Below are 21,239 nucleotides of genomic sequence, written 5' to 3' on the forward strand. Positions count from 1 at the left end.
GTCGTCACCTGCGTGACGGCGGGGCCGTCGTCCCTGCCGGGTCGCGGTCACCGGACGACGACGTCGTCTCCCCGCCGGATGGCGCGGCGGACCCGCAGTCGGGCGACCTGGCCGAACCAGCGCACCAGCGTGGTGTAGCCCGGAGTGGGCCCGTGCCAGCCGAGGAAGCCGCGCGGCCCGGACACCATCTCCCCGGTCGAGACGTCGTAACGGGCCTGGTGCCAGGGGCAGACCAGGCAGCCGTCGGCGTCGACGCTGCCCTCGGCCAGGTCGGCGAGCTGGTGGCGACAGCGCCGGGAGACGGCGGAGAGCCGGTCGCCGGTGTTGACCACCGCCCACTGGCCGGCGGGGCGGACGGTGCCCGGGGGCAGGTCGCTGGCGCGGACGCGGTCGGACACGGGGGCCTCCTGGTCTCGGTGGGTGCCCGGGCACCTACCCAGGGCAGCGACACGGGAGACCTCGACCGGCAGATCGGTGCACCGGGGCCAGCAGCCCCCGGAACCGTCGGACCCCGGCGGGACGGTCGTCGCCTCGGCCGTCCGACCGAGTGCAGTCCTTCCCGAGGAGGAGACATGCCCACTCGCGACACCGCCTGGCCCCCCGGCACCCCGTGCTGGGTCGACCTCGGCACCCCCGACGTCGACGCCGCCCGCGCCTTCTACGCGGCGTTCCTCGACTGGGAGTACCTCGACCCCGGTCCCGACGCCGGGGGCTACCTGATGTGCCTGTTGAACGGGCACGAGGCCGCCGGCCTCGGCCCGCAGCAGGACCCGGCCGACCCGCCGCGGTGGACGACGTACCTCGCCACCGACGACGCCGACGCGACGGCCGCGCGGGTGACGGCGGCCGGTGGTCGCGTCCTCGCCCCGCCGATGGACGTCGGCCCGGCCGGCCGGATGGCGATCGCCGCCGACCCGCAGGGCAACCCCTTCGGGCTCTGGCAGGCCGGAGCCACCACCGGGGTCCAGGTGTTCAACGAGCCCGGGTCGCTGGTCTGGAACGAGGCCGCCGTCGACGACCCGGCCGCGGCCCGGGAGTTCTACACGGCCGTGTTCGGGTTCGCCTGGGAGGCGATCCCGGGGGAGGACGCCTACTGGACCTTCGCCACCGGTGACCGCCCGCTCGGTGGGCTGAGCGGCGTGGTCGAGGGCCTGCCGCGCGGATGGAGCACCTGCTTCGCGGTCGCCTCCACCGGTGCCGCGGTGCAGGCGGTCGAGTCCGGTGGCGGCAAGGTGCTGATGCCGGCCGAGGACACCCCCTTCGGCCGGTTCGCCGTGGTCACCGACCCGTGGGGTGCGGCGTTCTCGGTGATGGAGGTCTCCGGGGGCTGAGGCCGGAAGACCTGACATCTGGCACCTGTCCCGGGCCGGTGGCCGCGGACAGGCTGGTCCTGCCCACCGACCGACCAGCCGGCGGCGGGCAGGGCCGGGTCGCCTCCCCGACCCGCTGGAGGGCGTGGTCGGCATGCGCGACGTCGTTCTGCACCTGCACGTCGTGGCTGGCACCGCCGGCCTGCTGCTCGGGCCGGCCTGGCTGCTGGCCGCTGGTCGCCGCAGGCGGCTGCTGGCGGTCGGCTACCAGTGCGGGGTCGTTGCCGTGGCGGCGTCCGCCGGCGTGCTGGCCGTCACCGGCCCGGGCCTGGGGTGGCTGCTGCCGGTGGCCGCCGCCACCGAGGTGCTCGCCGTGACCGGGGCACTGGCCCGGCGCCGTGGGTGGTCGGGCTGGCGCACCTGGCAGCCGCACCTGCTCGGTGGCTCCTACATCGCGCTGGTGACCGGCGTGCTCATCGCCGAGACCGGCAACCCGGTGTTCTGGCTGCTGCCGGCGGTGGTCGGCCAGCTGCCGATCGCCGTCGCCAAGCGACGGCTGGCCCTGGCGGACGCTCCGCTCGGCGCGGCCACGGCCTGATCGGCGACGATGGGGGCATGCGTCACCTCCTGCGTCCCGCCGCCGTCGGCACCCTCGGCCTGGGGGTCGTGCTGCTCGGCGCCGGGCCGGCGTACGCCGTCGACCCGTTCCTCCCGTCCGAGCAGCTGACCGACCAGTCCGACGTGCTCGACAGCGGTGCGGAGGGCGAGGTCGAGTCGGCCCTGCAGGAGCTCGAGGCCCAGGAGGGCACCCAGCTCTACGTCGTCTACGTCGACTCCTTCGACGGCACCGACCCCGGCGTCTGGGTCGACCAGGCCTTCGACGCGGGGTTGCCCGACGACGCCGTGCTGCTGGCCGTGGCCACCGGCGACCAGCTGGTCGGCTACCAGTCGGGGCCGGCGACCGGCGTCGCCGACCAGGCCGAGCTGGAGCAGCTCGTCGACGCCGACGTCCGGCCGGAGCTCCGGCAGGGGGACTGGGCGGGTGCGGCCACGGCGATGGCCCAGGCGCTGCAGGACGACGGCGCGGGGAACGCCACCGGAGCGGCCACCGGCGGCGACGGCGGCGGTGGGGGAGCGCTGGCGGTGCTGCTCGGGATCGGCGTCCTCGGCGGCGGCGGGTACGCCCTGATGCGCAGCCGGAGCAGGAAGAAGCGGGCCGCCGCCCAGGCGCAGGCCGCCCGGGAGCGCGCCGAGGCCGAGGCCGCCGCGCGCGACCCGCACCACGGCACGTCCACCCAGCAGCTGATGTACCGGGCCAGCGAGCAGCTGCTCGCCCTCGACGAGGCGGTCAAGACCTCCGAGCTCGACCTGGCCTACGCCCGCTCGCAGTACGGCGAGCAGCCGGTCGCCGGCTTCCAGGAGGCGCTGGACCAGTCCAAGGCCGAGCTGTCCCGGGCGTTCACCATCCGCCAGGAGCTGGACGACGAGCACCCCGAGGACGAGCCGACCCAGCGCCAGATGCTCACCGAGCTGCTCCAGCTGACCGGCGCGGCCGACGCCCGGCTGGCCGACCAGGCCGAGGCCTACGGCCGGTTGCGGCACCTGCAGGAGTCCGCGCCCGAGGCGCTGGCCGCCCTCGACCCGGCGGTCGAGGCGGCCCGCGGCCAGGTGCCGGCCGCGGAGCGGTCGCTGCAGGACCTCGAGCAGCGGTACGCGCGCGCCGCCTGGGCTCCGGTCGCCGACAACGTGACCGAGGCGCGCGCCCGGATCGAGCTGGCCGAGCAGGCCGTCACGCACGGCCGCACCGAGCTGGCCGAGGGCCGGCCGGCGGGGGCGGTGCCGGCGATCCGCGCGGCCGAGGACGCACTGGCGCAGAGCCGCACGCTGCTGGAGGCGGTGGGCAGGGTCGCCGGTGACCTCGCCGCGGCCCAGGGGCGGTTCGACGAGGTGCGCGCCGAGACGGAGAAGGACATCGCCGAGGCCCGGGCGCTGCTGGCCCGCGGCGTCGACACCCCCGGCCTGCGCGAGCAGCTCGCCCGCGCGGAGACCGCCCTCGCCGGGTCGGCCGCCCGGCTGCAGCCCCGCGACGGCGCGCTGCCCGACCCGCTGGCCGTCGTCCGCCAGCTCGACGAGGCCGACCTCGCGCTGGAGGCCGCGCTGGAGCCGGCACGCGACGCGCGCCAGCAGCAGGAGCGGGCGGCGGCGCACCTGCAGCAGGCCTACCGCGCGGCGGACGCGTCGGTGGCGGTGGCCGGTGACTTCATCGCCACCCGCCGGGGCGCGGTCGGCAGCTCCGCCCGCACCCGGCTCGCCGAGGCCGAGCGGCTGCTGGACGACGCCGCACGGCTCGGCGACTCCGACCCGGTCGCCGCGCTGCGCTCGGCCCAGCGGGCCGACGGGCTGGCCCAGCAGGCGCTGGCGGCGGCCCAGCAGGACGTGCAGACCTACCAGTCAGGCGGCTACGGCGGCCCCGGCTACCGGCGCGGCTACGGCGGGGGCGGCTTCGGGGGCGGTTTCGCCGGTGGGGTGGCCGGCGGGCTGCTGGGCAGCGTGCTGCTGGGCGGGCTCGGTGGCGGTTACGGGGGCGGCTACGGCGGCGGGGGCGGCGACTTCGGCGGTGGTGGGGGCTTCGGTGGCGGCGGTGACTTCGGTGGCGGCGGCGGGTTCGGCGGTGGCGACTTCGGTGGCGGCGGCGACTTCTGACCGGTGACCGGACACCACCCGGGCTCCGGTCGAGGGCCGGCGCCGGTGGGCCCCGCCGCGCCGGCGGCAGTGACAGGTCTCGATCCGGTGACGATGGACGGACCGGTCACATCGCCGTCACAAACCGCACTTAGTGTCCCTCTCCGTGCCCCCGGCCTTCCGGCCCGCGGGCGGTCCCGCTCCAGATCATCCGGCCACTCGTGGCCGAGAAGGCAGGTCTTCCGCGATGCACCGCCGCCCCACCCGTGCGCTGGCCGTCTCGGCGGCCACGCTCGCCGCCCTCTCGATGGCGGCCTGCGCCTCCAGTGACCGTGACGACTCCGGTGAGGAGGGGAGCGCCGACAGCGGTGGCACGTTCGTCTTCGGCGCGGCCGGCGACCCGACCATGTTCGACCCCGCCTTCGCCACCGACGGGGAGACCTTCCGGGTCACCCGGCAGATCTACGAGGGCCTGCTGACCAACGAGCCGGGCACGGCCGACCTCGCCCCGGCGCTGGCGGAGGACTACGAGGTCTCCGAGGACGGGCTCACCTACACGTTCGCGCTGCGCGACGGGGTGACCTTCCACGACGGCACCGAGTTCAACGCCGAGGCCGTCTGCTTCAACTTCGAGCGCTGGTACAACTTCACCGGCCTCGCCGCCAGCCCGGCCGCCTCGGAGTACTGGCAGAACAACTTCGGCGGCTTCGCCGACACCCCCGACGTCCCGAGCCTGTACGCCGGCTGCGAGGCGACCGACGAGCTGACCGCCGAGCTCACGCTCACCCAGACCACCAGCCGCTTCCCGGCCGTGCTGGCGCTGCCGAGCTTCGCGATCCAGAGCCCCACGGCGCTTGAGGAGTACGCCGCCGACGAGCTCGGCGGCAACGGCGACGCGCTGACCTACACCGAGTACGCCCTCGAGCACCCCACCGGCACCGGCCCGTTCCGGTTCGACAGCTGGGACCAGGGCAACGGCGAGGTCACCATCGTGGCGAACGAGGACTACTGGGGTGACGCCCCGGGCGTCGACGAGATCGTCTTCCGGTCGATCGCCGACGGCAACACCCGCCGCCAGGAGCTGCAGGCCGGCTCGATCGACGGCTACGACCTGGTCGCCCCCGCCGACTACCAGACGCTGGAGGACGGCGGCTTCCAGGTGCTGCCCCGCGACCCGTTCAACGTCCTCTACCTGGCCATGAACGGTGGCGCCATCGAGGGCACCAGCGCGAACCCGGCGCTGCAGGACATCCGCGTCCGGCAGGCCATCGCCCACGCCATCGACCGCGACACCATCGTCAACTCCCTGCTGCCCGAGGGTGCCGAGCCGGCGATCGAGTTCGTGCCGCCGGCCGTCGACGGCTGGACCGAGGACGTCACCACCTACGACTACGACCCGGAGCGGGCCCAGGCGCTGCTCGCCGAGGCCGGCGCGACCGGCACGACGCTGCGGTTCTACTACCCGACCGACGTCAGCCGCCCGTACCTGCCGGACCCGGCCGCCATGTACGAGGTGATCAGCCGGAACCTGACCGACGCCGGCTTCACCATCGAGCCCGTCTCGCTGCCGTGGAACCCGGACTACCTGGACGCGGTCCAGGCCGGACAGGCCGACGTCCACCTGCTGGGCTGGACCGGTGACTACAACGACGCCTACAACTTCATCGGCACCTTCTTCGCCGACGCCGGCGGTGGCCGGATGAAGGCCGAGTTCGGTGGCTGGAGCGCGCCGGAGGTCTTCTCGGCCCTGGCCGCCGGTGACGGCGAGCCGGACGTGGACGCCCGCGGCCCGCTGTACGAGCAGGCGAACCAGGCGATCATGGACTTCCTCCCGGCCGTCCCGGTCTCCCACGCGCCCAACGCGCTCGTGGTGGCCGACGACGTCGAGGGCCTGATCCCCAGCCCGCTGTCGGCGGAGGACTTCTCCACCGTCACGATCGGCAACTGACCCACGACCACCGGGGCGGTCCTCCAGGACCGCCCCGGTGGCATGCCCGTGGCGTACCACCCCGCCGATCGTCGTCCAGGAAGGCTGACCAGACAGCGTGCTCCGCTTCATCGTCCGGCGGCTCTTGCAGCTGATCCCCATCCTGCTCGGGCTCTCGGTCCTGCTCTTCGCGTGGCTGCGCGCGCTCCCCGGCGGCCCGGCCCAGGCCGCCCTGGGTGAGCGGGCCACCCCCGAGGACATCGCCCGCTACAACGAGGTGTTCGGGCTGGACCAGCCGGTGCTGGTCCAGTACGGCAAGTTCCTCGGCCGCGCGCTGCAGCTGGACTTCGGCACCTCCTCGCGCACCGGCCAGTCGGTGACGTCGGAGTTCTTCCTGCGCTTCCCCGGCACCATCGAGCTGACCCTGTTCGCGATGGTCTTCGCGATCGGCATCGGCATCCCGCTGGGGTACCTGGCCGCTCGCCGGCACGGCAGCTGGATCGACTCGAGCTCGGTCATCGGCTCGCTGCTCGGCGTCGCCATCCCGGTGTTCTTCCTGGCATACCTGCTGCGCCTGGTCTTCGCCGTCGAGCTCGGCTGGCTGCCCGGCTCCGGTCGGCAGGACGTGCGGATCGACGCGACCCACGTCACCAACTTCTACGTGCTCGACGGGCTGCTGACCCGCGAGTTCGACGCCTCGTGGGACGCCGTCCTGCACCTGGTCCTCCCCGGCATCGCCCTGGGCACCATCCCGCTGGCCATCATCGTGCGGATCACCCGTGCGTCAGTGCTCGACGTGGTGAACGAGGACTACGTCCGGACGGCGAACGCCAAGGGCCTGGCCACGGCGACCGTGCGGCAGCGGCACATCGTCCGCAACGCCCTGCTGCCGGTGTCCACCACGATCGGCCTGCAGACCGGCCTGCTGCTGTCCGGGGCGGTGCTCACCGAGACGGTGTTCGCCTTCGGCGGGGTGGGCTCCGCCCTGCGGGACGCGATCGCCAACCGTGACTACGCCCTGCTGCAGGGCTTCATCCTGATCCTCGCGGTGGTCTACGTGCTCGTGAACCTGCTGGTCGACATCTCCTACGGTCTGCTCGACCCGCGGGTGCGCGTCCGGTGAGCTCGCGAACCGGAGAGGGAGCAGGGCCGATGACCGCATCACTGGGCAACCGCCGCCAGCGGATCGACGAGCTGGCCGCCCGGGCCGGCCAGGTGCCCGACGACGGCGGCGGCGTCTCGCTCACCCGCAGCGCCATCCGGCGGCTGCGCCGCAACCCCGTGGCCATCATCGGGGCGGTCATCGTGATCGCCTTCCTGGTGATCGCCGCGCTGGCTCCGTGGCTGGCGCCGCGCGACCCGCTGGAGCAGGCGCTGCTGAGCGAGGTGCGGCAGGGCTCCATCCCGGGGTCGCGCGAGGGCTTCCCGCTCGGTGTCGACCAGCTCGGCCGCGACGTGCTCTCCCGGTTGATCTACGGCTCCCGGCAGTCGCTGCTGATCGGTGTCGTCTCCACCGTGCTCGGCGCGGCGGCGGGCATGGCGCTGGGTGTCCTCGCCGGGGCCTTCGGCGGCTGGGTGGACACCGTCGTCATGCGGTTCGTCGACATCCTGCTGTCCATCCCCGGGCTGCTGATGGCGATCAGCATCTCGGTGCTGCTGGGGCAGAACCAGTACGCGCTGATGATCGCCATCGCGGTCACCCAGGTCCCCGTCTTCGCCCGCCTGCTGCGCGGGTCGATGCTCGTGCAGCGGGACAGCGACTACGCCGTGGCCGCGAAGGCGCTGGGGGTGCGCAAGAGCCGCATCGTCTTCGGGCACGTGCTGCCCAACTCGCTGTCCCCGGTGATCGTGCAGGCGACGCTGTCGCTGGCGACGGCGATCATCGAGGCGGCCGCGCTGAGCTTCCTGGGCCTGGGCGACCCCGACATCGGCCGCCCGGAGTGGGGGGCCATGCTCTCCAGTGCGCAGTCGGTGCTGTCCTTCCGCCCGGAGCTGGCCATCTACCCGGCGCTGTGCATCATCGTCGTCGCGCTCGGCTTCACGCTGCTCGGTGAGTCGCTGCGCGAGGCCCTCGACCCGAAGTTCCGGAGGTGACCCGCGTGTCCGGAGCGACCGCCGCGTCCCGCGCGACCGGCGCCGGCCAGGCGCCCGTCCTGGAGGTGGAGGACCTCGCCGTCCGGTTCACCCGGCGCGGTGAGGCCGGCACCCAGGCCGTCGACGGGGTCAGCTTCTCCGTCGCCCCGGGGGAGACCGTCGGCCTGGTCGGCGAGTCCGGCTGCGGCAAGTCGGTGACGTCGCTGGCGGTCATGGGCCTGCTGCCCAGGCGGGGCGTGCAGGTCAGCGGCTCGGTGCGGCTGGACGGCAAGGAGCTGCTGGGGGCCGGTGACCGGACGCTCCGCTCGCTGCGCGGCGCGGACATGGCCATGGTGTTCCAGGACCCGCTGTCCTCGCTCAACCCGACGGTGACCGTCGGCCTCCAGGTGACCGAGGTGCTCAAGGAGCACCGGGGCATGACCGGCAAGGAGGCCACCGAGGAGGCCGCCGACCTGCTCGACCGGGTCGGCATCCCCGACCCGCGCCGGCGGCTGGGGGAGTACCCGCACCAGCTCTCCGGCGGCATGCGCCAGCGCGCGCTGATCGCGATGGCGCTGGCCTGCTCGCCGCGGCTGCTGATCGCCGACGAGCCGACCACGGCCCTGGACGTGACCATCCAGGCGCAGATCCTGGAGCTGCTCCGCGAGCTGGTGCAGGGCTCGGGCACCGCGCTGGTGATGATCACCCACGACCTCGGCGTGGTCGCCGGGCTGTGCGACCGGGTGCACGTCATGTACGCCGGCCGGATCATCGAGACCGCCGACCGGCGCGACCTGTTCGCCCGCCCCCGGCACCCCTACACCGGTGGCCTGCTGGCGTCCGTGCCCCGGCTGGACACCACACGCGGCACGCCGCTGACCCCGATCCGCGGGTCGGCGCGGGACGCCATCCCGTGGTCGCAGGGCTGCGCCTTCGCCCCCCGCTGCGACTCCGGCCAGGACGACTGCCTCACCGAGGTGTCCGGCTCGACGGTGCCCCTGGAGGACGACGGGTACGGCCGCGAGCTGCGCTGCCGTCACCCGCTCGCCGTCCCGCCCGTCGCCGGCTCGCCCACGACACCAGGAGCCGAGCGATGACCACCCCGGCCGAGCCGCTGCTGCAGGTCCGCGGCGTGAAGGTGCACTTCCCGATCAAGCGCGGCCTGTTCGTCGACCGCACGGTCGGCCACGTCAAGGCCGTGGACGGGGTCGACCTCTCCATCGACCGCGGGACGACGTACGGGCTGGTCGGTGAGTCCGGCTGCGGCAAGTCGACGCTGGGACGGGCGATCCTGCGGCTGGAGGAGCCCACCGCCGGCGAGGTGGTCTTCGACGGCACCGACGTCGCCTCGCTGTCCGGTGAGCCGCTGCGCAGGATGCGGCGCCGCATGCAGATGGTCTTCCAGGACCCGCTGGGGTCGCTGGACCCCCGCCAGGACGTCGAGTCGCTGCTCGGCGAGCCGCTGCGCGCGCACGGTCTGGGCGGGGACAAGGCGGCCATCGCCCGCCGGATCCGGGAGCTGCTGGACGCGGTGGGGCTGCCCGCAGCAGCGCTGCGGCGGTACCCGCACGAGTTCTCCGGCGGCCAGCGCCAGCGCATCGGGATCGCCCGGGCGATCACCGTCGAGCCCGACCTCCTGATCGCCGACGAGCCGGTCTCCGCCCTCGACGTGTCGGTGCAGGCCCAGGTGCTCAACCTGCTGGAGGAGCTGCAGGACCGGCTGGGCCTCACCTACCTGGTGATCGCCCACGACCTCGCGGTCGTGCGGCACATCAGCGACGTCGTCGGGGTCATGTACCTGGGCTCGCTGGTCGAGCAGGCCCCGGCCGACGCGCTGTACGAGCAGCCGCTGCACCCCTACACCCGGGCGCTGATGAGCGCCGTCCCGGTGCCCGACCCGGTGGTCGAGGACTCGCGGGAGCGGATCATCCTCTCCGGCGACCTGCCGTCCCCGGCCGCCCCGCCCTCCGGCTGCCGGTTCCACACGCGCTGCCCCTGGCGGCAGGAGACCCGCTGCGACGACGAGGCGCCGGTCCTGCGCGAGCTGGCACCGGGGCACCTGGTCAGCTGCCACTGGGCCGAGCAGATCCGGTCCGGCGAGCTGACCGCGCGGTCACCGCGGGAGGTGGGGGCCTCGCAGGGGGTCGCCATCGCCGCACCGGGCGGGCGGGACGCGAACGACACGATGCTCGAGGGGTTCGACGAACCCGTCGAGTTCCGCTGAGCCAGGTCGACGAACTCGGCGCCCGCGCCACTGCGCCTCCGGGGCCGTGTGTCCGGCTCGGCCATCCGTCCATCCGCCAGCCCGCGCACCGACCGCCCGGGGTGGTCGGTGGCCGCGGGGCTCGGGGAGTCGTGGCGAGCTGGCCGCCGCCTGGCGACCGTCCTGGGCACGTCGCCCGGTCGGGATCCCCGACCGTGCGGTCGAACCGGATCCGAAACGGTCGGGTACTTGTCAGATGCCGGATCGACGGGAGAGAGTGTGACCGCTCCCACAGCCGACCGACGGCCTTCGTCTGTCGCCTGTGAGAGCGCTCTCACGGCGCCGTGCCGGCTCCGTCGATCAACCGACGACAGGACGACGATGTTCTCGAGCTCCCCGATCCGCAGGCGTGCCACCCTGCTGGCCGTCTCTGCGGCCGTTGCGGCCGGGGGGTTGACCACGGTCTCCCCGGCCGTGGCCGCCCCTGCTGCTCCGCCCGCCGCCCCTGCGGCGCCCGCCCAGCCGCCGGCGCTGCTGGCACCCGAGCCGGCGGTCCTGCCGGCCGGCACCGCGTTCTTCACGCCCGAGGCCGATCCCGGCGCACGCCGGCAGATCAGCGACGCGCGCAGGGCACGGCACTTCGCCGAGGCCGGCCTGATCGAGGCCGAGGTGGACACCCCGCAGGCGGTGTGGCTCACCGGCGGGACCCCGGCCGAGGTCCGCTCGCAGGCCCAGCGCGCGGTGCTCATGGCGAAGGCGCAGAAGACGGTGCCGACGCTGGTCGTCTACAACGTGCCGGGCCGGGACTGTTCGCAGTACTCCGCGGGCGGTGCCGCCGACGACGCTGCCTACCGCGCGTGGGCCGACGGTGTCGCCGCCGGGATCGCCAAGGGCGGCACGGTGACGGTGGTCATCGAGCCCGACGGCCTGGCGCTGATGCCAGGTGACTGCCCGGCAGGCACCTACCCGGTGGGCACGGAGCCCACCGACGAGGGCCGGCTCGCCGACATCACCTACGTCGGTCAGGCCATCGAGCGGGCCAACCCGAACGCGCTGGTCTACCTCGACGCCGGCCACAGCAGCTGGCACAACGTCGGCAGCATCTCCGAGCGGTTGGTCCGCGCCCAGGTGCAGCAGTTCCAGGGCTTCGCGCTGAACACCTCGAACTACCAGTACACGCCCAACCTGCAGCAGTACGGCACCTGGATCTCCAGCTGCGTCACCTACGTCACCGTGGTCACCGTCGGCGACTACGGCAGCTGCGGTGACCAGTACTGGAGCGGTGGCCCCGCCAACGACTTCACCGGCGTCGCCCTCGACCCGATGGTCGAGTGGAGCGACACGGCCGCCGACCCCACGGCGAACACCGCCGGGGTCAACTCCCGGTACGCCCAGCAGCTGGGCGGCGTGCAGCCGACCGAGCACTTCGTGCTCGACACCAGCCGCAACGGGCAGGGGCCGTGGGCGCCGGCCGAGGGCACGTCCTACCCGGACCCGCAGACCTGGTGCAACCCGCCCGGCCGCGGCCTGGGCCAGACCCCGCAGGCCATGCCGGAGGCCGCCTTCCCGCTGCTGGACGCCTACCTCTGGGTGAAGACGCCGGGTCAGTCCGACGGTCAGTGCAACCGTGGGATCGCCGGCAGCACCACCGACCCGGAGTGGGGCGGCATCACCGACCCGGCCGCCGGTGCGTGGTTCCCCGAGCAGGCACTGGAGCTCGCCTGGCTGGCGGAGCCGCGGCTGCGCTGACCGAGGGGGTCGAGATCACCGGGGCGCCGCGTCAGCTCGACGCGGCGCCCCGGTGCGTCCCGGCCCGCCATCGCCGAGCGGCGGCGTCGGCGAGCAGCAGGAAGGCCTGGGCCTCGGGGGAGCAGCCGGGCCGGTCGAAGTGCGGGGCGGCGCTCGCGCCGGTGACCCGGCCCAGGTCGTCGACCCGGTCGACCACCGCCGCCAGCAGTGACCCGCCCGTCTCGCCCCAGGACGACGGCAGCCAGCCCTCGGCCGCCCCGGTCAGCGCCGCGGTGGCGAGCATCGCGGCCACGTTCGTGTCCGCCGGCCCGGACGGGTCGTCGAGCACGTCGCCGAACAGCCCGTCCGGACGGCGGTGCGCCAGGCAGGCGTCCAGCAGCTCGCGCACCTCGGCGGCCACCGCCCGGGCGTCCTCGCCGGTCAGCCGGCCGACCGTGCGCGCGGCCCCGGCAGCGACCCAGCCGTTGCCGGTGCCCCAGGCGCGGGCGTCGGCGAGGGCGTCGTCGTCCTCGTCCCAGCGCGCCGCCCACAGGCCGGTGTCCGGATCGCGCAGCCGGGCGCGGTGGCCGGCGAGCTGGGCGAGCGCGACGGCCGGCTCGCCCACCGCGGCGAGGAACGGCACCACCATGTAGACGGAGTCCGCCCACACCTGCCGGCTGCCGAGCAGGTGGAACAGCGTGCCGTCGGCGGCCCGCGGCGCCCCGCTGGTCAGCCAGGCCCGCTGCTGGGCCGCCGCCGCTGACAGCGCCGGGTCGCCGGTGCGGACGGCGAGCGCGTGCACGAACTCACCGACCGCGCCGCCGTTCACCGCGCACGCCGGGTCCAGCTCGGCCAGCCGCCCGTCGTCCCGCTGCCGGGCGACCGCGTCGTCGACCAGCGCGCGCAGCGGGCCGGGCGTGCCGGCGTCGTCGAGCGCCGCGGCCGTGAGGCCCTGGTCCCAGGAGTGGCGCTGGCTCACCAGCAGGCAGTCGAGCACGCGCCGGCGGGTGTCCTGATCGAGCACGGGATGTCCTTCCGGACGACTTGAGCCCTGCCCCCGGTGCGGGGCAGGGCTCAAGCGGTGGTGAACGGCCTCAGAAGGCGATCTCGGCGCCGTCCTTGAAGATGCGGCCGGTCACCGACGGCGGTTCGCGCAGCAGTGCCAGCGCGCCCGCCGCGCTCTCCTCCGGCGTGCCGGGGGCCTCGTCGCCGCCGAGGTCGGTGCGCACCCAGCCGGGGTCCAGGGCGTTGACCGCCACCTCGCCGGCCAGCTGGGCGGCCTGCATGAGCACCAGCCCGTTGAGCGCCCACTTGCTCACCCGGTAGCTGCCGATGCCGGCGTCCCGGATGAGCTCGGTGGTGCCCGCCCCGGAGCTGACGTGCACCACCCGAGGCTCGTCGCCCTTGCGCAGGGCGGGCAGCAGTGCCAGCACCAGCCGGTGCGGGACGACGCAGTTGACCAGCAGGCTCTCCTCGAGCGTGCCGGCCGGCTCGTCCTCGAAACGGGCCTCGCGGGCGAGCATCACCCCGGCGTTGTTCAGCAGCACGTCCAGCGCACCCCACCGCTGCCCGACCGCCTCGGCCAGCCGCTCGGGCGTGGCCTCGTCGGTGAGCTCGGCGACCAGGGACGTGAACGAGCCGGGCGCGTCGGCCAGCTCCGCGGCCAGTGCGTCGAGGGCCGCCGCGTCCCGGGCGGTGCCCAGCACGTCGGCGCCGGCCGCGACCAGCTGCCGCGCGACGGCCGCGCCGACCCCGCGGGAGGCGCCGGTGAGCAGCACCCGGCGTCCCGCGAGGTCGGCGCTGGGGGAGCCGCCCGTCACACGCCGTCCTTGGCGCTGCGGATGACGTCGGCGTAGGTGCGGGCGCTGTCCTTCGGCGTCCGGACCTGGGTCTCGTAGTCGACGTGCACGATGCCGAAGCGCTGGTCGTAGCCGCGGGCCCACTCGTAGTTGTCCAGCAGCGACCAGGCGAAGTAGCCGCGCACGTCGGCGCCGGCGTCCATCGCCTCGGTCATCGCGGCCAGGTGGCGCAGCAGGTAGTCGACCCGCTCGGGGTCGTGCACCTGCCCGTCGGCGGAGACCTGGTCCGGCCAGGCGGAGCCGTTCTCGGTGATGAACATCGGCAGGCCCGGGGCGACCCCGCTGATCCAGGTCAGCAGCTCGGTGAACGCCTCGGGGTTGATGCCCCAGCCCATCGTGGTGGTCGGGCCCTCGGGCGGGAGGTCCTCGACCAGCTCCGCGCCGATGAAGGTCGGGTGCTTGCCGCTGGGCTCGCTGAGCGCGCGCACGGTGGACTGGAAGTAGTAGTTGATCCCCAGCCAGTCGACGGGGGTGGAGATGATCTCGAGGTCGCCGTCCTGGACCGGCAGCGGCGCCCCGGCGGCGGCCAGGTCGTCGACGACGTCGGCCGGGTACTCGCCGGTGGCGATCGGCACCAGGAACATCCGGTTCTGCTGGCCGTCGAGCCGGCGGGCGGCGTCGACGTCGGCGGCGGAGTCGGTGGCCGGCTTCATCGGGGTGAAGTTCAGCGTGATGCCCAGGTGGTCGGCGCCCTTGTCGCGCATCACCTGGGTGGCCAGGCCGTGCCCGAGCAGCAGGTGGTGCACCGCGCGGGAGGCCTCGACCGGGTCCTGGTGGCCGGGGGCGTGCTGGCCGGCCATGTAGCCCAGCAGCGAGCTGCACATCGGCTCGTTCAGCGTCGACCAGTGCGGCACCCGGTCGCCCAGGGCGTCGTAGACCACCCCGGCGTACTCGGCGAAGCGGTACGCGGTGTCCCGGTCGGCCCAGCCGCCCTGGTCCTGCAGCGCCTGCGGGAGGTCCCAGTGGTACAGCGTCAGCCACGGCGCGACGCCGGCCTCGAGCAGCTCGTCGACCAGCCGGCGGTAGAAGTCCAGCCCGCGCTGCTCGATCGCGCCGGCCCCGGCCGGGAGCACCCGCGGCCAGGAGACGGAGAACCGGTAGGCGTCCAGCCCGAGGTCCTTCATCAGGGCGACGTCCTGGGGGTACCGGGTGTAGTGCTCGACGGCGACGTCGCCGGTGTGGCCCAGGTGGGTCTTGCCGGGGGTGTGGCTGAAGGTGTCCCAGATCGAGGGCCCGCGGCCGTCGACGTCGACCGCGCCCTCGATCTGGTAGGCGGCGGTGGCGGCGCCGAAGGTGAAGCCGGGCGGGAAGGACAGCCCGGAGGCGGTGTCCGGGCGCACGTCGGTGGAGGTCATGGCGGTGCTGCTCCTAGCTCGGGTGGTCTGTGGTCGTGGCTGACCGGCGCGGCCGGTACCGGGTCGCGCGGGAGGTGCTTCGGCCCCCTGCAGGGGCCCGCCGCGAGCGTGCGAGCGGTGGGGGGCAGGGGGGTCCTTCTTCAGTCGACCCGCTGCTGAGTCTGGGCGTCGAAGACGTGCAGGGCACTTCGGTCGGCGCCCAGCCAGAGCTGCTGCCCGGCGGTGACGGCGGTGCGCGGCTCGGTGCGGACGACGAGGTCGGAGGAGTGCAGGACGTCCTCGTGGGCGTCGGCCAGCGAGGTGTAGAGGAACGCGTCCGAACCCAGCTGCTCCACCACCTCGACCCGCACCGGCAGGCCCTCGCCGGGGCCGACCAGGCGCACCGCCTCGGGGCGGAAGCCGACGGTGACCCTGCCGTGGCCGGCGGCGGCCCGGCTCAGCTGCTCGCGGGGGACCGGCAGCACCGCGCCGCCGATCCGGACGCCGCCGTCCACGGCCTCGCCGGTGACCAGGTTCATCGCCGGGGAGCCGATGAAGCCGGCGACGAACACGTTGGCCGGGCGGTCGTAGAGGGCCCCGGGGGTGTCGCACTGCTGCAGGACGCCGTCCTTGAGCACCGCGACGCGGTCGCCCATGGTCATCGCCTCGACCTGGTCATGGGTGACGTAGACGGTGGTGGTGCCCAGCCGGCGCTGCAGGGCGGCGATCTGGGTGCGGGTCTGCACCCGGAGCTTGGCGTCGAGGTTGGACAGCGGCTCGTCCATCAGGAACACCTGCGGGTTGCGCACGATCGCCCGGCCCATCGCGACCCGCTGGCGCTGGCCACCGGAGAGGGCCTTGGGCCGGCGGGACAGGTAGGACTCCAGGTCCAGGATCTTCGCCGCCTCGCGCACCCGGGTGGCCCGCTCCTCCTTGCCGATGCCGGCGAGCTTGAGCGCGAAGCCCATGTTCTCCTCGACCGTCATGTGCGGGTACAGGGCGTAGTTCTGGAACACCATCGCGATGTCGCGGTCCTTGGGCGGGGCGTCGGTGACGTCCTTGTCGCCGATCACGATCGACCCGGAGTCCACCTCCTCCAGCCCGGCGAGCATCCGGAGCGAGGTGGACTTGCCGCAGCCGGACGGGCCGACCAGGACGAGGAACTCCCCGTCGGCGATCTGCAGGTCCAGCGAGTCGACCGCCGGCCGCTCGGCCTTGGGGTAGATCCGGCTGGCCTGCTGGAAGGACACGGTTGCCATGGTCAGGCACCTCTCGGGAGGAGGGAGGGGGAGGACGGAGCTGCGCAGCGGGTCATCCCTTCACCGCGCCCTGCATGATGCCGCCGACGATCTGCTTGCCCAGGATCGTGAAGACGACCAGGACCGGCAGGGTGCCGAGCAGGGTGCCGGCCATGATCACCGACTGCTGGGGGACGTAGCCCGATCCGAGCCCGGCCAGCGCCACCTGCACCGTCGGGTTGGCGGTGGTCAGCGCGATGATCGGCCAGAAGAACTCGTTCCAGGCGGTCAGGAAGGTCAGCATCGCCAGCACGGCCATCGCCGGCCGGGCGACCGGGACGACGATCGACCAGAAGATGCGGAACGTCGACGCGCCGTCGACCCGGCCGGCCTCCAGCAGCTCGTTGGGCAGCGAGGAGATCAGGTACTGCCGCATGAAGAACACGCCGAAGGCGCTGACCAGCGTGGGCAGGATGACCGCCTGCAGCTGGTTCACCCACTGCAGCTCGGCGATCATCATGAACAGCGGGATGACCGACAACTGGGTGGGCACCATCATCGTGCCGATCACCAGGGCCAGCAGGACGCCCTTGCCGCGGAAGTTCAGCTTGGCGAAGGCGAACCCGGCCAGCGTGCAGAACAGCACGGTGCCGACGGTGATCGCGCCGGAGACCAGGACCGAGTTGACGATCGCCTTGCCGATCGGCGCCTGCTCCAGCGCCAGCCTGAAGTTGTCGAACAGGCTGGCGTTGGGCAGGAACGGCGGCGGGGTGGCGGCGATCTCGGCGTTGGTGTGCGACCCCGCGACCAGGGTCCAGTAGAGCGGGAAGATCGACACCAGCGTCGTCAGGGTGAGCAGCGTGTAGGTGACCGGGCCGGGCCTGCCGGCCTTGCTGCCGCCCCGGTGCCGGCGGCGGGTGGCGGTAGCGGCGGGGGAGGGGTCCCGGCCGGCGTCGGGGACGGGGGGAGCGAGGGTCGCCATGCCGGTCTCCTACCGGTCGGCCCGGGCGCGGAGGCGGCCGATGACGGCGTTGACCCCCACGATCACCAGGATGATCATGAACATGGCCCAGGCGGTGGTGGCGGCCTGGCCGATGTGGAAGTTGCTCCAGCCCTGCTGGTACATCAGCAGGCCGAGCGTCTGGTACTGGCCTGAGGAGCCGCCGGAGGTCGTGCCGTTGCCGGCGAACAGCAGCGGCTCACCGAACAGCTGGACCGCGCCGATGGTCGAGACGACGACGGTGAAGAGGATCGTCGGGCGCAGCGACGGGATCGTGACGTGCAGGAACTGCTTCCACTTGCTCGCGCCGTCGATCTCGGCGGCCTCGTACAGCTCCCCGGGGATCGACTGCATCGCCGCCAGGTAGATCAGCGCGTTGTAGCCGGTCCAGCGCCAGGTCACGATCACCGCGATGGCGAACTGGCTGGTCCAGGTGCCGGACTCCCAGTCGATCCGCTCCAGGCCGACGGCCTCCAGCATCGTGTTGATCAGGCCGTAGTCGCGGCCGAAGAGCTGGGCGAAGACGAGGGTGGCGGCGGCGATGGACGTCGCGTACGGCATCAGCATCGCGGTGCGGAAGAAGGTGCGGCCGCGGAGCTTGTAGTTGAGCAGGTGGGCCAGGCCCAGGGCCATGCACAGCTGCGGGACCGTCGAGAGGATGCCGATCGTGAGGGTGTTGCGGGCGGCGTTCCAGAAGAACTCGCTCTGCAGCAGGTTGCGGTAGTTCTCCAGGCCCACCCAGGTGCCGCCGTCGATGTTCGACAGGCTCGTGCGGTGCAGCGAGACCCAGGCGGTGTAGAGGAACGGGTAGAGGCTGAAGGCGCCGAAGACGAGGAAGAACGGGGCGACGTAGGCGTAGCCCCAGTTGTTGCGGGTCAGCTTGGTCCGGCGGCGCGTGGCGGGCGGGCGGTCGGGGTCGAGCTGGCTGATGACCGTGGGCGCGGCGATCAGCGCGTCACGGGGGCTCTGGCTCGCGATGGTCATGCGGGGCCTCGGGGTGTTCGGGGACGGGGCGGATCGGGGGTGTCCCCGGGGGCCGGAGCGGGCCGGGGCGTCCAGGCGGCGGGGACGTCGTCCGGCCGCAGGACCGGTGCAGGTGCCCGGGAGCGGCATTCGCTCCCGGGCACCGCGTCCGGTGGGTGCGCTGAGCCGGTGGCTCAGCCGCCGATGGCCTGCTCCGAGGCCCTGATCGCGTCCTGGAACGCGTCGTCCGGGTCGGTGCCGTTCGACGCGATGTCCGTCAGCGCCGTGGTGAACGCCTCCTGGATCTGCGTGTCGTACGGCCCGATCGGGGTGCGGCGGATGCCCTCCGCGGCCTCACCGAAGATCTGGCCGGTGGGGGCGCCGCTGAAGTACTCGTTCACCGCGTCCTTGACCTGCGGGTCGTCGGCGGCCTGCGGGCTGGACGGGAAGTGGGCCGTCTCGGTGAACAGCTTGATCTGCTGCTCGGGGGCGGTCAGCCACTCGGCCAGGTCCTTGGCGGCCTCGACGTTGTCGCCGTTCTTGGGGACGCCGAGGAACGAGCCACCCCAGTTGGAGGCCGACTCGCTGGAGCCGGGCAGCGGGGCGATGTCCCACAGGCCGGCGCCCGCGTCGCCCATCTGGGAGTTGATGTAGCCGAGCATCCAGGCCGGGCAGGCGATGGTGGCGAAGGCGCCGTTGGAGAAGGCGGCGTTCCACTCGTCACCGAACTGGCTGAGGTTGGCGGTCAGGCCCTCCTCGGCGGCCTGGCTGGCGAAGCCCCAGGCCCGCTCGACGCCGCTGCTCTCCTCGGGGATCGGGTTGCCGTCCTCGTCGTTGTAGGCCTCGTCGTCCTGGTAGACCGACGAGGAGAAGATGCTCGCCGGGCTGTCCAGGATCGGGTTGCCGGTGCTGGTCTTGTAGTCGCGGGCCACGTCGAGGTAGGCGTCCCAGGTGGGCCACAGCTGGCCGACCTCGGCGCGCTCGGTCGGCAGACCGGCCTGCTGGAACAGGTCCTTGCGGTAGCACATGGCCTGGGGGCCGGAGTCGGTGCCGAGGCCGATCGTCTGGCCGTCCTGGGTGGAGGCCTGGCCCCACTTCCAGTCGTAGAAGTTGCCCTCGAGCTCGTCGGCGTTGTCCTCGGCGGCGAAGTCGACGAACGCGTCGGAGTGGTTCGCGACGACGTCGGCGATGAAGCCGATCTCCAGCGCCTGGATGTCGTCGAGGCCGGAGTTGGCGGCCAGTCGGGTCTGCAGCGACTTGTAGTACGCCGCGGACTGCGCCACGTTGTTCTGCTCGATGGTGACGTTCGGGTGGAGGCGCATGTACTCCTCGTAGAGCCCCGCGTTGTCGAAGTCCATCGTGCCGAACGTGCCGACGGTCAGGGTGACCGGCGCGTCCGGGTCGTAGTCGGCGGCGTCGGCGCTCGCGTCGTCCGAACCGCCGCACCCGGCGGTCAGCAGGACCGCGGCCAGAGCCGCCCCCCACGCCGCCCTGCTCCTCGTGGAATGGAACATCTGACCTCCTGGGTCCTTCCCGGGACGGGTGCTCCGATGCACCGTCCGCCGGGGGCGTGAGAACGCTCTCACGGCCGTGGCGCACAGAGTGGTCTGGGCCACAACCGGCTGTCAAGTAACAGCTGGGTAACGCCCCGGGGCTGTTCGAGAGCGCTCTCACGGTGCACCATGTGCGCACCGGCCCGAGCTCTGGAGACCCATGACCGACACGACCTCCCGCACCGCGTCGCCGACGCTGGACGAGGTCGCCGTGCTCGCCGGCGTCTCGCGGGCCACCGTCTCCCGGGTCGTCAACGACTCGCCGAAGGTCAGTCCCGAGGCCCGGCAGGCGGTGCTCTCGGCGGTCGCCGAGCTGCGCTACGTGCCCAACCGGATGGCCCGCAGCCTCGTCACCCGGCGCACCGACACGGTGGCGCTGGTGCTCAACGAGCCGAACACCCAGGTCTTCTCCGACCCCTTCTTCGCCAGCATCGTCCGGGGGGTCTCCGCGACGCTGGCCGACACCGACCTGAACCTGGTGCTGCTCACCGCCCAGGACGAGCGGGAGCAGCAGAAGATCGGCCGGTACGCCCGCCAGGGCCACGTGGACGGCGTGATCCTGATGTCGGTGCACAGCGACGACCCGCTGCCGGACATCCTCGAGGAGGCCGGCATCCCGCTGGTGCTGTGCGGCCGGCCCTTCGACGACCGCGCGGTGGCCTTCGTCGACGCCGACAACCGCGGCGGCGCGCAGGCGGCGGCGGCCCACCTCGCCGCCTCGGGGCGCCGGCGGATCGCCACCATCACCGGCCCGCTGGACATGATCGCCGGCGTCGACCGGCTGGCCGGCTACCAGGCCGGGCTGCAGGCCGCCGGGCAGGAGCTGCGCTCCGACCTGGTCGCGGAGGGCGACTTCACCGAGACCGGCGGCGCCCGGGCGATGGCGGCGCTGCTGGACCGCGCGCCCGACCTCGACGCGGTCTTCGTCGCCTCGGACCCGATGGCGGTCGGTGCGCTCCGGGCGCTGCGCGAGGCCGGCCGGCGGGTGCCCGAGGACGTCGCGGTGGTCGGCTTCGACGACGCGGCGGTCGCCGAGCGCTGCGACCCGCCGCTGACCACCATCGCCCAGCCGCTCACCGACATGACCCCGCTGCTCACCGAGCTCCTGCTGCGCCAGATCGAGGGGGAGCCGGCGGAGTCCCGGATCTGCCGCACCCAGCTGGTCCGCCGCGCCTCGGCCTGAGCGCGGCGCCCCGGACCACGTCCGGCGACCTCCCCGCGCCCGTCCCCAGCAGTGATCAGGTGACTGTGAGGCTGGCCGGGTCGGTCCTTCGGTGATGGGCTGATGGCCGGCAGCGGTGGGCGTGACCCTTCATGTGACTGGCTTCGTGCCTTCATCTGGACTTGTCCGTCCGCTGCTGCCGGCACC

18 protein-coding genes are annotated in these 21,239 nt (G+C 73.5%); 10 read left to right on the forward strand and 8 right to left on the reverse strand.

The window, feature by feature from the left end; translation table 11 throughout:
- Positions 1–47: 47 nt before the first annotated feature.
- Positions 48–398 carry a Rieske (2Fe-2S) protein gene (locus ACJTNH_RS02500; protein ID WP_458172689.1) on the reverse strand — a complete coding sequence of 117 codons (351 nt, stop codon included), beginning with the start codon at positions 396–398 and terminating at the stop codon, positions 48–50.
- Positions 399–572: 174 nt separating this feature from the next.
- Here ACJTNH_RS02500 and ACJTNH_RS02505 point away from each other — a divergent pair, with 174 nt between their 5' ends.
- The 9 genes from ACJTNH_RS02505 to ACJTNH_RS02545 all read left to right on the forward strand — a co-directional run bounded on the left by ACJTNH_RS02505 (position 573) and on the right by ACJTNH_RS02545 (position 11,944).
- Positions 573–1,331 carry a VOC family protein gene (locus ACJTNH_RS02505; RefSeq protein WP_458172690.1) on the forward strand — a complete coding sequence of 253 codons (759 nt, stop codon included), beginning with the start codon at positions 573–575 and terminating at the stop codon, positions 1,329–1,331.
- Positions 1,332–1,464: 133 nt separating this feature from the next.
- Complete coding sequence (locus tag ACJTNH_RS02510) at positions 1,465–1,908, forward strand: hypothetical protein (RefSeq protein ID WP_458172691.1); 444 nt, start codon at positions 1,465–1,467, stop codon at positions 1,906–1,908.
- A 17-nt stretch (positions 1,909–1,925) separates the two neighbouring features.
- A complete protein-coding gene (locus tag ACJTNH_RS02515; RefSeq protein ID WP_458172692.1) occupies positions 1,926–4,013 on the forward strand; it encodes a TPM domain-containing protein in 2,088 nt (695 codons plus the stop codon).
- Positions 4,014–4,239: 226 nt separating this feature from the next.
- Positions 4,240–5,940, forward strand: a complete 1,701-nt coding sequence (locus ACJTNH_RS02520) for an ABC transporter substrate-binding protein (protein WP_458172693.1) — start codon at positions 4,240–4,242, stop codon at positions 5,938–5,940.
- 97 nt (positions 5,941–6,037) lie between these two features.
- Positions 6,038–7,042, forward strand: coding sequence for an ABC transporter permease (locus ACJTNH_RS02525; protein ID WP_458172694.1), 1,005 nt, complete (start codon positions 6,038–6,040; stop codon positions 7,040–7,042).
- Between the two features lie 29 nt (positions 7,043–7,071).
- A complete protein-coding gene (locus tag ACJTNH_RS02530) occupies positions 7,072–8,013 on the forward strand; it encodes an ABC transporter permease (protein ID WP_458172695.1) in 942 nt (313 codons plus the stop codon).
- Positions 8,014–8,018: 5 nt separating this feature from the next.
- Entirely contained in the window at positions 8,019–9,089 is a 1,071-nt protein-coding gene (locus ACJTNH_RS02535; protein ID WP_458172696.1) for an ABC transporter ATP-binding protein, read from the forward strand.
- Positions 9,086–10,216: an ABC transporter ATP-binding protein gene (locus ACJTNH_RS02540; RefSeq protein WP_458172697.1), complete on the forward strand. Its 1,131-nt coding sequence runs from the start codon at positions 9,086–9,088 to the stop codon at positions 10,214–10,216. Before ACJTNH_RS02535 ends, ACJTNH_RS02540 begins: the two co-directional genes overlap by 4 nt.
- A gap of 360 nt (positions 10,217–10,576) precedes the next feature.
- Entirely contained in the window at positions 10,577–11,944 is a 1,368-nt protein-coding gene (locus tag ACJTNH_RS02545; protein WP_458172698.1) for a glycoside hydrolase family 6 protein, read from the forward strand.
- A 31-nt stretch (positions 11,945–11,975) separates the two neighbouring features.
- Here the strand turns inward: ACJTNH_RS02545 and ACJTNH_RS02550 are convergent, their stop codons facing one another.
- The 7 genes from ACJTNH_RS02550 to ACJTNH_RS02580 form a co-directional block, all read right to left on the reverse strand.
- Complete coding sequence (locus ACJTNH_RS02550; RefSeq protein ID WP_458172699.1) at positions 11,976–12,947, reverse strand: glycoside hydrolase family 88 protein; 972 nt, start codon at positions 12,945–12,947, stop codon at positions 11,976–11,978.
- Positions 12,948–13,017: 70 nt separating this feature from the next.
- Complete coding sequence (locus tag ACJTNH_RS02555) at positions 13,018–13,743, reverse strand: SDR family NAD(P)-dependent oxidoreductase (RefSeq protein WP_458172700.1); 726 nt, start codon at positions 13,741–13,743, stop codon at positions 13,018–13,020.
- Positions 13,740–15,137, reverse strand: coding sequence for a GH1 family beta-glucosidase (locus ACJTNH_RS02560; protein ID WP_458172701.1), 1,398 nt, complete (start codon positions 15,135–15,137; stop codon positions 13,740–13,742). Before ACJTNH_RS02560 ends, ACJTNH_RS02555 begins: the two co-directional genes overlap by 4 nt.
- 140 nt (positions 15,138–15,277) lie before the next feature.
- Positions 15,278–16,375 carry an ABC transporter ATP-binding protein gene (locus tag ACJTNH_RS02565; protein WP_458172702.1) on the reverse strand — a complete coding sequence of 366 codons (1,098 nt, stop codon included), beginning with the start codon at positions 16,373–16,375 and terminating at the stop codon, positions 15,278–15,280.
- Positions 16,376–16,427: 52 nt separating this feature from the next.
- Positions 16,428–17,336, reverse strand: a complete 909-nt coding sequence (locus ACJTNH_RS02570) for a carbohydrate ABC transporter permease (protein ID WP_458172703.1) — start codon at positions 17,334–17,336, stop codon at positions 16,428–16,430.
- 9 nt (positions 17,337–17,345) lie between these two features.
- Positions 17,346–18,338, reverse strand: coding sequence for a carbohydrate ABC transporter permease (locus tag ACJTNH_RS02575; RefSeq protein ID WP_458172704.1), 993 nt, complete (start codon positions 18,336–18,338; stop codon positions 17,346–17,348).
- Positions 18,339–18,511: 173 nt separating this feature from the next.
- Positions 18,512–19,831, reverse strand: coding sequence for an extracellular solute-binding protein (locus tag ACJTNH_RS02580; RefSeq protein ID WP_458172705.1), 1,320 nt, complete (start codon positions 19,829–19,831; stop codon positions 18,512–18,514).
- A gap of 199 nt (positions 19,832–20,030) precedes the next feature.
- On the opposite strand from ACJTNH_RS02580, the gene ACJTNH_RS02585 reads away from it, so the two are divergent.
- Entirely contained in the window at positions 20,031–21,053 is a 1,023-nt protein-coding gene (locus tag ACJTNH_RS02585; RefSeq protein ID WP_458172706.1) for a LacI family DNA-binding transcriptional regulator, read from the forward strand.
- Positions 21,054–21,239: the final 186 nt, after the last annotated feature.

This window comes from Modestobacter lacusdianchii (assembly GCF_054177765.1).